This is a genomic window from Arthrobacter sp. JUb115 (assembly GCF_004365035.1).
Taxonomy (GTDB): domain Bacteria; phylum Actinomycetota; class Actinomycetes; order Actinomycetales; family Micrococcaceae; genus Glutamicibacter.
The window spans coordinates 190,267-203,545 of record NZ_SOBS01000005.1; the positions used below are offsets into that span (position 1 = coordinate 190,267).

Here is a 13,279-nt window from a genome sequence, read left to right on the forward strand (position 1 = left end):
CCGATTCGCCGCCCCCGATCAGCGTCCCATCTTATGCCCTGATCCACAGCACCATTCATCAGCACGGTGATACCCGGTGATGCTGATCCGGCCGGCTGGTTGCAGTTCTTGAGCGCTTTAGTGGCGTGGTGCCATGTGCTTGAGCCGCTCCTTGTCTTCTTCCTTCAAGGGCGGACGTTCTTTTTGCTTGCGCTCCAGCTTGAACATGCGGATTTTCAGCGGGGATTCGGGAAGGTAGAACTGCTTCAGATGCTCTCTGATTTCCAGTTTCGGGTCCTCATCGAGTTCCAGGAGGTGGTCACCGTAATTCTTGAGATGATGCGACGGGCCAAAGAGCCCGTCTTCGGGCAAGATGTCCTGCATGTGCTCGCGCGGACCTGGGAAAGTGGTGGTGTAATGCTCGCCCTTGCGGGGATTGGGTCCGCCATCGGTGCCGGGCACCATATCTTTTCGGTCTTCTACGGATAGGCTGCGGATATCCTCTGGCAGATCAATAGTGCCGATGGGAGAACCAAGGGTCAGCAACTTGTTCAGCTTGTACTTGCGCTTCAAGAACTTGTTCTTCGTCAGCTGGGCTACGTGAATGCCTCCTTGCGAGTAGCCGGAGAGGATTACTTCATCGCCCTCTTTCGCTCCGCTGAGCCTTAATGCTTCATCGAGCGGTTCCACAAAATTCTCGGATTCCACCCCGAAGCCGTCAGCGATGCCTTCCGGGCCAAAAGGCGAAGGAACTTCGGCGTCATCCTGCGTCCCCGGAAAGAGCGCGATATAAGTATCATCGTCAGCTTCGACGATCATGATCTTTCCGTTGTTCTCCGTGCCTTCGCCCTCCAGCTTTTCGTGCAGCTGGAAATAGCTTCTCATCTTGCCATCCAGTTCAACCGTCTGAGCTGGATCTTGCCCTGCGAGCTCTATTTCGGTATTCCGGTTTGACCCCAGCAGCCGCATAATCCGCGACAGCGACTTGGCGGTACCTTCGATTTGCTCGGTCAAGGTCATATTCGGCGCCAAGGGCCAGTGCGGGATGTAGGACATCAGCAAGCGCAAAAAGGTCTCCATGCTTTCCCTCGGCGGACGCCAGCCGTTATCGCGGGTCTTGGATATGAAGTCCCCGACCAGTACTGCGCTGGTGCTTACGAGCATCATCCGTTCAACTGCGGCTTCGGCAACCTCATAATTCCGCATGGCCGCAGAGACCTTTCCGGTAAGTTCGAACGCTGTGATTTCGCCTTCCCTGGCCTGCTGATAGCTGTCTCTGATCAAATCGCCTAGATGCCCGATACCATAGCCCCTGGCTTCAATGCCTGCCGCCATGCACTGCAGATTCAGGTCCCCCTGGCAATTGTCCGCAGCCTGCGCGGCCCTGAGTAAAGCGTCGGATATGCCATTGATGTCGCGAGCAACCCGCTGGCAGATTTCCCCTGCCTGGGCGTAATCCGGCTCGTTGTAATTGACTTCATATCCCATGGCTACGAGGCCATTCTCTGGTTCATGATTTGCGCTTCGAGGTTTTGGATCTCACGCATGGCAACCCCCAAGTACTCTTCAGCGTTGTTCAGCTCGCCATTGAGCATTTCCAGTCGCTGGCTCAGCTCCTCAACATTGTCTAGAAACGCCTTGCCAGCCTTTGAATTCCAAGTCAATGCCCGGATTGAACCCAACTGTGCGATGGCGAACTTAGTGGTTTTCTGGGCGTCATCGAGCTGACTTGCCACCGTCAGCAGCGTCGCTTGAAACATCATTTCCTTGCTCCGCATCCTTGAGAATTTGTCCACCATCATGGACAGCAGCAATGGGGCACCAGCACGTTTGGCGACCGGTTGTGGAAACAGCAGTGAAGTAAAAGATGTGATGTAGCGCCGAGGATGGAAGAATATGAGTATGGCTGAGATTGCGCGCACTTCCCTTGCTAATGAACCACTGACTTTGACTGCCCTCGACGGACGCTACCGCAGCGCCGTGGCACCGCTGGTCGACTACCTTTCCGAAGCGGCTTTGAACCGCGATCGCGTTCACGTTGAAGTTGAATGGCTGATCCACTTGACCGATAACTCCGTTCTTCCAGGCACCTCCCCGCTTTCTGCGGAACAGAAGGCAGCACTGCGCAAGATCGTCACCGATTTCAACGCTGATTCCGTGAAGGAACTGGCAGAGATCGAAGCTGTCACCGTTCACGATGTGAAGGCTGTCGAGTACTACATCGCTAACCGCCTGGAAGCGATCGGCATTGGCAACCTCAAGCCGCTGGTGCATTTCGGTTGCACCTCTGAAGACATCAACAATCTGTCCTACGCTCTGGGCGTCCAGGGTGGCGTGCAGCAGGTATGGCTGCCGGCAGCCCGCGACCTGGTGGCACAGCTGGCCAAGATGGCCGAGGACTCCCGCGACGTGCCGATGCTCTCGCGCACCCACGGCCAGCCAGCCACCCCAACCACCCTGGGCAAGGAACTGGCAGTTCTGGCGTGGCGCCTGACCCGCCAGCTGGACCGCGTCGAGAAGACCGAGTACCTGGGCAAGATCAACGGCGCTACCGGCACCTATGCTGCCCACTACGCTTCGGTCCCTACCGCTGACTGGCAGCAGATCTCCAAGGGTTTCGTTGAGCACCTGGGCCTGACCTGGAACCCGCTGACCACCCAGATCGAATCCCACGACTGGCAGGCAGAGGTCTACGCAGACATTGCACGCTTCAACAGCATTCTGCACAACCTGTGCACCGATGTCTGGAGCTACATCTCCATCGGCTACTTCGCGCAGATCCCAGTGGCCGGCGCCACCGGATCCTCGACCATGCCGCACAAGGTCAACCCGATCCGCTTCGAGAACGCAGAAGCCAACCTGGAGATCTCCAACGGCCTGCTGAACACCCTGGGTTCCACCCTGGTCACCAGCCGCTGGCAGCGCGACCTGACCGACTCCTCCTCGCAGCGCAACATCGGTACCGCCATCGGCCACTCGGTGCTGGCAATCTCCAACGTTGCCAAGGGCTTGGATCGACTGTCTGTCGCCGAAGCCGTGCTGGCTGACGACTTGGACCACAACTGGGAGGTCCTTGCAGAGGCCATCCAGATGGTCATGCGCGCCGAGGCTATCGCCGGTGTCGAAGGCATGGACAACCCCTACGAGCGCCTGAAGGACCTGACCCGCGGCCACCGCGTGGATGCGGCCCGCCTGAAGGAATTCGTTGGCGAGCTGGGCCTGTCGGCTGAAGCCGAAACCCGCCTGCAGTCGCTGACCCCGGGCAGCTACAACGGCATCGCTTCGCAGCTGGTTGACCACCTGAAGAAATGACGTCCATTTAGCCGAAATTGCGTAAATAGAAGCGCCGTTGCCCCGGTAAGGTCTGGGTGCAACGGCGCTTCTGTCGTAATGCATGTCGGGCATGCTGGCTCAGAACTGCTTGCGTTCGATCAGTGCGCTTTCGATTTCGTGAAACCGACAGCGGACCGCTCCGCTTCTAGCTACGTGCTGAGCCGCAGACCACTACAGCCCCGGGCGTTTTGCAGGATTCTCAACCGCTTGAAATAACGGTTAGCGGCATCGGCGATGGAGCTCCGGTACGCGGAGATTCAGAACTGCGTAGCTCGTGCCTCGAATGCAAGGGGTATGCCGCGTTTTTCGAATTGGTCCAGCATTTGCTCATAAAGGGTCCGGTACTCTATGGCAGGGTAATGGCGAAGCGAAACCCGAACGTATGTCGTTCCATCCTTGGAGTTTCCAATGGGGCCATCCACGGAATCATCAACATAAATTTCCAATGACCGGTTCAGATCGGCTCGGTCCCAAAGGACTTGGACTTTCGCATTATTTACATGCTCGATACCTGTCACCGAGGTAATCGAATCCCAGTTGATCTTGCGACCGCCCCGAACGGTCAGGCCGCTGGCTTTGAATCTCAGGTCGATCGCCTCGTTGCCCTTGCGTGCCGCGCCTTTTAGTGCGGTGACAAGTGCGACGACTCCGAAAATAGCAAGAATGGCTCCGATCACGGTCGGAATTCCTTGCAAAACAATCTGGGATAGATAACTTGATGTCGAGGGTAAATCATTCGCGATTAGATAGATTCCCACGATGCACAGAATCCCGCCCAACAGCATTAGGGAAAACCCCTTATCGATTCTTGGATATAGATGCAAGGAGTTAGTTACAAAATCTTTGTGTTCGGGGAGCCTGGATCTGGCAGTATTCAATTCTCATCCATTTCACTATCGAATTCATCCTCTTCAAAGTTGACGGCTTCGAAAAAGTCGATCATAGGGTCCATCATGAAGCTCAACGCAGACAGGTCCGAGTCGTAGGCTTCCAGCAGGAATACCAGCCCGTGCGAACGCGCAACGGTCCTCACATGCCCGATGGCCGGCAGCACAGCTGAACCGTTTCCTTCACGCTTCCCATCCAGCGCGATGACGGAAGACAATTGGATGATCTGGCCAAGTGACTCCGAGTGGTATTCGCTCATCTGGACCGGTGCCGCCGATTCGTAGTCCGGCCGGGCCAGTTCCTCCAAGCTCAGGGCAGGGTCGTCATCCAGAACTATCAAATGGGCAGTGCCCAGTGCGTGTCCATCTTCAGGCGAATACCAGAGTGTATGCTCGGCTTCGGCTATCTGGTTGTTCGCCACGTCCAAAGCCAGCTGCTCATAGACCTTCCGCAGCTCAGGATCTTCCGGGATGGCCAATTCCGCAAGGTCCTGTGCCCATTGCTCCGCCGTCGCCCAATTATCTTCAGGAAATGAGCGAGGTACTGGAATCCAGAATTCCAGATCCGGTTCAATCTCGTATGTTGTCATTGAATTGGCACCCATTTGAAAGTTCCCAGTATCGACAAGCCCAACGACCTTAATCCTTCGGCGAATGCCTCACCATTCTCCGACTCAACGTGCGCGTAGGAATAAAGCAACCACAATCCAGCTTTTGGATCCGGATCGATGCTTCCATCCGGCAAAGGACGAGGAACAACCATGTTCAGGCCATTGTTCTTGAGCTCGGGAGCTTCGGCAGCTTGCTCCACGGAAGACCAGAGGTACCAGTCTGCTCCGTCGGCATCTTCGATTTCGATCTGGTTGCCGCCTGCGGCCTTTCGCGCAGCATCCAGCAAAGTGCCGGAGGGCCCCACCTTGAGTGGTGTCAGGATCACGGAAACCGGCATTGCACCGACGGCAAGTTTCTCTACCGGCATTGCGAAGCCAAGTGATCCACGGCGCCTCAAGTACTCGAACGTCTGGTGCATTTGCCGTCGAAGCATCAATACCAGGTCTGCGCGCCCAAGTGCCTTGGGCTCAGCAGTCACCAGCTTCGTCAAAGCCTGCTCGTGCTCCACACTGCTGTTGAATTCGCGCCAACCTGCCGGATAAAGCAAGCTATATCCGATGCCTCGGGGACGCGCCTTCGACGCTGGTGGTGTTGCGCTCATCGTTTCTCCCGCCAATTCAATGTGTAGCTCGGATGTTCACTTTACGGATTGCTCCGCGCCTAAGCTACTTCTCGCGAGTCAAGTCCCAGATGCTTGGAGGCGCGGTCACTATGACGTTGCCCCGGTCTTCCCAGTTCCCGTGCTTCGCAATCTTTTCCGCCCAGGCCTTAGCTTGGGGACCCACGTCGTCAGGGTTCTTCAGTATGTACGCAGCCATCTCGCGATGCTTTGTCGCGCTTCCCTCCGAGATGTACTTCACGTATGTTTTCCAGTCGCCTTTGAATTCCTTATTGAAACCATCCAAATACTTATTGCTCTTGCCGGAGACGTTCTGCTGGTACTTTTGCTCGATCTTGCGGTTGTTGCGCCGAATCTTGGCTTTGGTCTGGCGGCTTCCACGGATCGTAGTTTTCAGTGGTCGTTTGGTGCCCGACTTGATGGAAGACCTGACAATGCCGCGCCCCGTGCTGGAACGCGTCTTGCTAAAGGCCTTGATAATATTCCGAGGCCCCGCTTTGGACCCTGCCTTGATCCCCGACGGGAATGCCTTGCTTAAGCCGGAGAAGGCTTTTCCAGCAAAACGGCCGAACGGGATAATTCCGACTACCGCTATTAGCAAGCTGGTCCAGTCCCCATCGCCTTGGACCATCTTGATGACCTCGATTGCCACCACGGCAACGGCAGCGATCACCGCAATTGCTGATGCGATCGGTCCCCACACCGGCGATGTGATGAACAAGGCCGCAATGCCCACGCCCAAGGCAATCCAACCTAGAACCGAACCCAGGGTAGAGAGGAACTTGTCATCGTTGTCCGCGGCTTTGAACGCATCCTCGATTTCGCCGACTGCCTCATCGTAGGCATCTTCCCAATAGGAAACGCGACCGTCGAATTTGCCCCACAGCTCACGCAGGTCTTCTTCGGCTTCTTCGCGCGCAGCGGTTGCTTCTGTCAGATCGCTTTTGGCCTCCGCTTTTTCCTCGTCGGTTCCTTCGCTGAAGCCGAGGAATCCGTCGGCATCATCTACTGCACCCTCGGCAGTGTCTTCCTGGCTTCTCTTGGTCTGCACGCTCTGGTGCGCATCCTCGATGTCCGTGATAAGCGCATTCAAGGTCGTGTATGAATCCACACCGCCCTCGGCGGTACACATCTGGAGCGCGCCTTGGACCCGGTCCAAAGAATACGAATATTTCTTCAAGGCCTGGCCCGTGCCGTCGTATCGGATGGCTGCCTTGCGCAATTCGGGAAATACTTCTCCAGCGTTCTCGCGCAGCTTGGCAATAGCTTCGGATTTCAGATCTGAAGTTCCATTGCTGATATCTTCCAGCCTGTTCGCAGTGCGTTCCATCTCTTCGCCCGAGGTGATCAGGTCCTTGGCGCTCCGGAGCAGGTCATCAGGATTTCCTTCGATGAGCTGCAGGGGTGAGCCCTTTGGCGATTCCAAGGTCATATCGTCAGTTTTCTCCGTCTACTTTGCTTCTTTGGGGGCGTCGGAAGCACGTGAATTCAAGAAGGCCTTCTTCGTTTCCAGATCCCACTCTTCGAATCCGTCCTTGATGTCCTTCAACCCGGTATGCACTCCTTCAAGATTCTTGAGGAGGTCATCTCGGGTATCGTTCCAGTTGTCTTCGAAGTCCTTGACCCGGTCTTTCAGATCGCCTTTGCCCATCGGGTCTCCCACTGAGCCGGCCATGCCTTTGGCAAAGTCAGACGCATTCTCGAAATCCTTAATACTATTGCCTAGCTCCGTGACAATTTCTTCCAGGCGCGCCAAATAGATCTCATCGGCCATGGTGCAAACGACTCCTCGGGTATCCAGCGACGACGCTGAAAGACAATTCGGTAATGAAAGATCAGGCGGTGCAAGAAAAATGTGGCCGCCCGCAACTTCCCAAGGCGGCCACATTAGTCCGTAAGAAAATGGGCCTACTTACCAGCCATGGAACGATCGGTGTCCTGGATCTGCTCCATCATGTCGCGCAGGGCGATTGCCATGTCATTGATGCCGTCGAAAGCCTTCTTCAAGCCATCGTTCAGGTCCTTGTAGCCTTCGCCGAACTGGCCCGAAGCGTGCTCGGTGGTGAAGTCCTCGCCCAACAGCTTGTCCACGCCGGACTGCAGCTGCTCAAGTACGCCATCCAGGTCTTCTCGCCCGGTGTCAAGCTTCGATGCCATGGCTTCCATTTCGCCGTAATTGGCCTTGAAATCAGTCACAATAATGCTCCTCGACTTGTCGACTGGCCCGCTTTCAGGGCCCCTTTAGTTCGTTCAGAGTCTAGAATAATGTGGCAGATGGCCTCCGTTCAATGGGGAGAACTCCCCGTGGCAGGCCGGCATTGAACTGAAGTAGAAAGGTCCCATGGACGTCGTTTCAGCAGCAGCCCTCGCCAAATCCTCCACCCTCGGAATGCGGCCGGCCGAAGCACGCCTGCGCATTTGGTCCTACCTTATCGACTACGCTATTTCGCTGGCTGCATTGCTGCCCGCCGGCATCGGCTACGTGATTTTCCGGGTGACTGGGCAGTACTCCACCGTTCCGCTGGTCCTATCCGCGGTCAGTGCCCTGCTATTGCTGGTCTACCTGATTGTCTTGCTCACGATGAACAGCCGCAAGGGCTCTTCGCCCGGCAAGTCCGCGATGCGACTGCGCGCCACCGGACTGGGCCGCTTCGCCGCACCGGGTTTCCCCCGCGTTATGGTCGCGTCTTTCGCCTTCCTGCTCAGCCATCTCCTCCCGCTCATTGGCCCCGTCCTGCTGCTGGCCTCCTGCCTGTTCGACAAAGAGCACCGCCGCAGCTGGCTGGACAAGATTGCCCAGACCTATGTGGTCGATGTGCGCAATGGACTGGACCCCACCAACCCGCGGGCGCTGGCCCGTGCCGAATACCTGCTTTCGCGCCCGGACCGGGATATCTCCGAGCATCTGCCGTCACTGGGAACGATCGAAGACGACGCCGGGCGCGAAGAAGCCGCCGTGCCTTCGCGTGCCCGGTCCACCGCTGGCATTGTCGGAGCGCAGAACAGCGACTGGCATTCGCCTTCGGAGCAAGGGCTGGGAATCGTCCGCCGCGCGGCCTTCGCCTTCGACGACGGGTCCTACATCCCGGTTCCCGAATCCGGGCTGATCGGGCGTGCGCCCCAGGCCACCGCGGGCACCGGCAATGAACTGCTGGTCGCGCTGAAGGACCCGGAACGTCTGATGTCCAAAACGCATCTGGCCTTCGGCTGCGACGGGGCGAATGCCTGGATCATGGACCTGGGATCCAGCAATGGCACCCAGGTCATCGTCGCCTCCCGCGCCCCGCACAATGCACCGCCCCATGTCCGCCTGCATCTGAATGACGGTGACGTCGTCCAAGTCGGCAGCCGCACCTTCCGCATTACCTTCCAGGAGACCGCCAAGTGAAAATCAAGGCCACGCTCAGGCGACCGGACACCAGCACCGTGGACGTCATCCTGACCTGCGATGCGACCGCCACCGTGGGAGATGCCGCCCGCGCCCTGGCCGGGGAGCAGGTTCCCGAGCACCCCACGCTGCTGGCCACGGCCACCGGCACCGCCCCGGTGCAGCTCGATCCGCACACCCCGCTGGCCGAAGCGGAACTGGGTTCGGGCTTCACCATCGAAGTCGTGCCGACTACCGACGCCTTCGTCTCAGGCGGCTCGGCGGCCGCGGTGCTGCGCGTGGCCAACGGCCCGGATGCCGGCATGGCCTTCGCGCTGCCCGCCGGCACCTCCTATGTGGGGCGCTCGGAGAAGGCCACCGTGGTGCTCAACGACCGCATGGTCTCCACCCGGCATGCGCGCATCGAGGTGGGCAGCAAGATCGAGTTGGTGGACCTGAACTCCGCCAACGGCATCCTGGTGGATGGCGGCTTGGCCCAGCGCGTCTCGGTGATCCCCGGCCAGCTGATCACCCTGGGCGCCACGGATGTCTACTTCGAGCTGCTGCACGGGACCGCCACGGGGCAGTCCCCGGTCTACGAGATGGGCGGCTCGATCCTCTTCAACCGCTCCCCGCGGGTGGAGATCCGCTACCCCGGCGAGGAACTGCCTCGCCCGGCGATCCCGCAGGAAGCCAGCCCCAAGCTCTTCCCCTGGCCGATGATCTTCGCACCGCTGATCATGGGCTTGACCATTTTCTCGCTGACCCAGCGCGCGCTGTCGCTAATCGTGGTGCTGGTCTCGCCGCTGATGATGCTGGGCAACCTGATCGGCCAGCGCACCCAGAACAACAACAAGCTGCGCCTGGAAATCGAGACCTTCGAACGGCAATTCGAGGCATTGGAAGATGGCCTGCTGGCCGGGGAGGAAGCCGAACGCGCCCACCGGCGCAGCGAAGCCCCAGCCACCGCAACGGTCTTCGAGCAGGCCGAGTCCCTGGGCCAGCTGCTCTGGACCCGACGCCCGGAGCACTGGAACTTCCTCTCCCTGCGGCTGGGCTCGGGAACCGCCCGCAGCCGCACCACCGTGGCCCCGTTGGCGGACCGGGCAGGACTGCAGGAATACGTCGAACGGGTCGAAGAGCTCACCGAGCAATACCGGATGATCGACGATGTGCCGATCATCGAGCTGCTTCCCTCTGCCGGCGCCATCGGCATTGCCGGGCCCCGGCTGCAGTCCGCTGATGTCCTGCGTTCGCTGGCCGTGCAGCTTTTCGGCCTGCACGCCCCCAACGACCTGTGCACCGCCGCGATCATCGACCCGGCCTGGACCGGGGACCTGGAATGGTTCAAGTGGCTGCCGCACACCACCGGGCCGCGCTCCCCGCTGGCCCAGCTGGCGCTGGCCGATACGCAGACCTCGGGCACCGTGCTGCTCAACGCCCTGGAAGAGCTCATTGCCCGGCGCAACGACCCGGCCTCCTACCGGCTGGGCCCGCTGTCCACCCGCAACTCCTCCATGGAGCTGGGCAAGGAAGCCGGCGAGCAGAACACCAGCCTGCCGGTAGCCAAGGACCTCTCGCTGGTGCTGTTCGTCAGCAATGACGCCCCGGTGGACCGCGCCCGGCTCTCGCAGATCATCGAGCGCGGACCGGCCGTGGGCATCTACACGATCTTCGTGGCCCCCACCGTCCAGTCCCTGCCCGCGGCCTGCCGCACCTTCGTGGATGTCACCCGGGGCCCGGAGGATGCCCGCGTGGGCTGGGTGCGCGCCGGCGAAGAAGCCCGCAAGGTGACCGTGGAAGGAGTCTCGCGCGAGCATGCAGAGCACTTCGCCCGTCGGCTGGCTCCGATCGTTGACTCCAGCTCGCTGGTCCCGGACTCTTCGGATATCCCGGACTCGGTGTCGCTGCTGCGCATCCTGGGCACTGATCTGGCCGAAGCACCGGACGCGGTGCTCGAGCGCTGGAAGCAGAACAACTCGGTGATCGACCGCGCCGCCACCGGGCCCCGGCCGCGGCTCAAGCGCGCCGGAACCCTGCGCGCCTACATCGGCCAGAGCACCCCGGATGCGATGAGCCTGGATCTGCGCACCCAGGGCCCGCACGCCCTGGTAGGCGGCACCACCGGCTCGGGCAAGTCCGAATTCCTGCAGGCCTGGGTGCTGGCGATGGCCGCCGAGTACAGCCCCGACCGGGTCACCTTCCTCTTCGTGGACTACAAGGGCGGCTCGGCCTTCGCCGACTGCGTGGAGCTGCCGCACTGCGTCGGGCTGGTCACCGACCTCTCCCCGCACCTGGTCCGCCGCGCGCTGACCAGCCTGCGTGCCGAGCTGCACCACCGCGAGAAGCTCTTCCACCGCAAGAAGGCCAAGGACCTGCTGGAGCTGGAAAAGCGCCAGGACCCGGAGACCCCTCCGGCCCTGGTCCTGGTGGTCGACGAGTTCGCCGCCCTGGCCGGGGAGGTCCCGGAATTCGTGGACGGCGTAGTGGACATCGCCCAGCGCGGCCGTTCATTGGGAATCCACCTGATCCTGGCCACCCAGCGCCCGGCCGGGGTGATCAAGGACAACCTGCGCGCCAATACCAACCTGCGCGTGGCCCTGCGCATGGCCGACGCCGCCGACTCCAATGACGTGGTGGAGGACCCCATCGCCGCCGGCTTCGATCCGTCGCTGCCCGGCCGCGGCATCGCCAAGACCGGCCCGGGCCGGCTGGTGCCCTTCCAGTCCGGCTACGCCGGAGGCTGGACCACCGACGAGCCCGAAACGGCCGAAGTGCGGGTGGAGGACCTGCGCTTCGGCGGCGCGCGCGTCTGGGAGCAGCCCGAATCGGGGACACCGGACATCGAGGAGAACAGCGGCCCGAACGACCAGAAGCGCCTGGTCTCCAGCTTCATCGCCGCATCCAACGGGGCCGGGATCCCGGCACCCCGCCGGCCCTGGCTCGATGATCTCTCGGCCACTGTGGACTTGCGCGAGCTCGCCCCGGATTCGGACAGCCGGATCCCGCTGGCCCTGGCCGACATCCCCGAGCACCAGGCCCAGGAAACCGCCTGGTTCGAACCCGATACCGACGGCCACCTGCTGGTCTACGGCACCTCCGGCGCGGGCAAGTCTGCGGCCCTGCGCAGCATCGCGATCGCCGCGGGAGCCAACCCTTCGGCCGGCACCGCAGCGGTGTACGCGCTGGAATTCGGCACCAGCTCGCTGCGGTCGCTCGATCCGCTGCCGCATGTCGGCGCGGTGATCGGCGGCGATGACGTGGAGCGCATCCAGCGCGTCTTCCGCATCCTGGCCGAGCACCTCGATGAGCGCTCGGCCCGGTACGCGGCCGCAAACGCCGCCTCTCTGAGCGAATACCGCCAGGTCACCGGGGACTTGTCCGAGCCGCGCATCTTCTTGCTGATCGACGGCTTCGGCCAGTTCCGCAGCGACTGGGAGCTGGGCCACGGCCGCGGCGAGTACTACCAGGTGTTCATGCGCATCGTGGGCGAAGGCCGCCCGCTGGGCGTGCACGTGGTCACCACCGCCGACCGCTTCGGCGCGGTGCCCACCGCGATCAGCGCGAACATCACCCAGCGCGTGGTGCTGCGCATGGCCGACGAGCAGGCCTACAACGTGCTGGGCGTGGCCAAGGATGTGCTGGGCGAACGCAGTGCCCCGGGTCGCGCCATCATCAAGGGCCACGAGGCGCAGATCGCCGTGCTGGGCGGCACCGCGAACGTGGCCGAGCAGACCGCGCTGACCACCAGCTGGGCCCAAGAGCTGGCAGCTTCCGGTGCCCCGCAGGCGGCCGGAGTCGAGTCGCTACCGCAGGAATTCTCCGCGGCGGCGCTGCCCGACACGGTCAACGGGCAGCCGGCCATCGGCCTGTCGGATGCCACCCTCGCACCCTGCGGCTTCGAGCCCATCGGCACCTTCGTCATCGCCGGGCCGCCGCAAAGCGGGAAGACCAACACCCTGCGCGCCATGGTCACCGCGCTGGAACGCGCCAACCCGGCTACCCAGTTCTTCCACATTGGCGGCCGGCGCGCCGAGCTGCGCGGCTGGCGGACTTGGAACGGCACGGCCTCGGGCCCGGCCGAGACCCGGCAGTTCGCCAAGGACATGCTGGATCTGGTCGCCGACGATTCCATGCCGGGCAAGATCGTGTTCGTTGTGGAGAACTTCACCGAGTTCGCCGATTCGGATGCCGAGCGCCCGCTGAAGGAACTGCTCAAGGCCATCAACCGCTCCGACCACTTGTTGATCGCCGACGGAGACATCAACGCGTTCTCCTCCAGCTTCGGGCTGCTCGGCGAACTGAAGTCCAACCGCCACGGCATCGCGCTCAAGCCCGACGCCTACGACGGGGACTCGCTGTTCAAGGTGCCCTTCCCGCGCGTCAAGCGCCACGAATTCCCGCCGGGCCGCGGATTCATGGTGCAAAACGGGCAACGCACCCTGGTCCACCTTCCACTCGTGGAACAGTAGGGCCGACGGA

General features: G+C 61.2%; 11 protein-coding genes. 3 read left to right on the plus strand and 8 right to left on the minus strand.

Features of this window, described 5'->3' with window-relative positions:
• Positions 1-117 precede the first annotated feature (117 nt).
• Together EDF61_RS10845 and EDF61_RS10850 are read right to left on the minus strand one after the other, a co-directional pair.
• Complete coding sequence (locus EDF61_RS10845; RefSeq protein WP_133834094.1) at positions 118-1,467, minus strand: hypothetical protein; 1,350 nt, start codon at positions 1,465-1,467, stop codon at positions 118-120.
• A 2-nt stretch (positions 1,468-1,469) separates the two neighbouring features.
• Positions 1,470-1,901, minus strand: a complete 432-nt coding sequence (locus EDF61_RS10850) for a hypothetical protein (RefSeq protein ID WP_133834095.1) — start codon at positions 1,899-1,901, stop codon at positions 1,470-1,472.
• Between EDF61_RS10850 and purB the strand changes: the two genes are divergently transcribed.
• Positions 1,882-3,291: an adenylosuccinate lyase gene (purB, locus tag EDF61_RS10855; RefSeq protein WP_133834096.1), complete on the plus strand. Its 1,410-nt coding sequence runs from the start codon at positions 1,882-1,884 to the stop codon at positions 3,289-3,291. The two genes, EDF61_RS10850 and purB, sit on opposite strands and share 20 nt — an antisense overlap.
• 278 nt (positions 3,292-3,569) lie before the next feature.
• Here the strand turns inward: purB and EDF61_RS10860 are convergent, their stop codons facing one another.
• From EDF61_RS10860 to EDF61_RS10885, 6 genes are all read right to left on the minus strand, one after another.
• On the minus strand, positions 3,570-4,070 hold the full coding sequence (locus tag EDF61_RS10860) for a hypothetical protein (RefSeq protein WP_133834097.1): 501 nt from the start codon (positions 4,068-4,070) through the stop codon (positions 3,570-3,572).
• Between the two features lie 116 nt (positions 4,071-4,186).
• Positions 4,187-4,789 carry a hypothetical protein gene (locus EDF61_RS10865; protein WP_133834098.1) on the minus strand — a complete coding sequence of 201 codons (603 nt, stop codon included), beginning with the start codon at positions 4,787-4,789 and terminating at the stop codon, positions 4,187-4,189.
• Complete coding sequence (locus EDF61_RS10870; RefSeq protein ID WP_166650782.1) at positions 4,786-5,412, minus strand: hypothetical protein; 627 nt, start codon at positions 5,410-5,412, stop codon at positions 4,786-4,788. Before EDF61_RS10870 ends, EDF61_RS10865 begins: the two co-directional genes overlap by 4 nt.
• A gap of 64 nt (positions 5,413-5,476) precedes the next feature.
• Positions 5,477-6,862, minus strand: coding sequence for a hypothetical protein (locus tag EDF61_RS10875; RefSeq protein ID WP_133834100.1), 1,386 nt, complete (start codon positions 6,860-6,862; stop codon positions 5,477-5,479).
• Between the two features lie 18 nt (positions 6,863-6,880).
• A complete protein-coding gene (locus EDF61_RS10880) occupies positions 6,881-7,204 on the minus strand; it encodes a hypothetical protein (RefSeq protein ID WP_105656206.1) in 324 nt (107 codons plus the stop codon).
• A gap of 134 nt (positions 7,205-7,338) precedes the next feature.
• Positions 7,339-7,626, minus strand: a complete 288-nt coding sequence (locus tag EDF61_RS10885) for a WXG100 family type VII secretion target (protein ID WP_066141890.1) — start codon at positions 7,624-7,626, stop codon at positions 7,339-7,341.
• Between the two features lie 145 nt (positions 7,627-7,771).
• Between EDF61_RS10885 and EDF61_RS10890 the strand changes: the two genes are divergently transcribed.
• Positions 7,772-8,818 carry an RDD family protein gene (locus EDF61_RS10890; protein WP_133834101.1) on the plus strand — a complete coding sequence of 349 codons (1,047 nt, stop codon included), beginning with the start codon at positions 7,772-7,774 and terminating at the stop codon, positions 8,816-8,818.
• Positions 8,815-13,269 carry a type VII secretion EssC family protein gene (locus EDF61_RS10895; RefSeq protein ID WP_133834102.1) on the plus strand — a complete coding sequence of 1,485 codons (4,455 nt, stop codon included), beginning with the start codon at positions 8,815-8,817 and terminating at the stop codon, positions 13,267-13,269. Before EDF61_RS10890 ends, EDF61_RS10895 begins: the two co-directional genes overlap by 4 nt.
• The last annotated feature ends 10 nt before the right edge of the window (positions 13,270-13,279 follow it).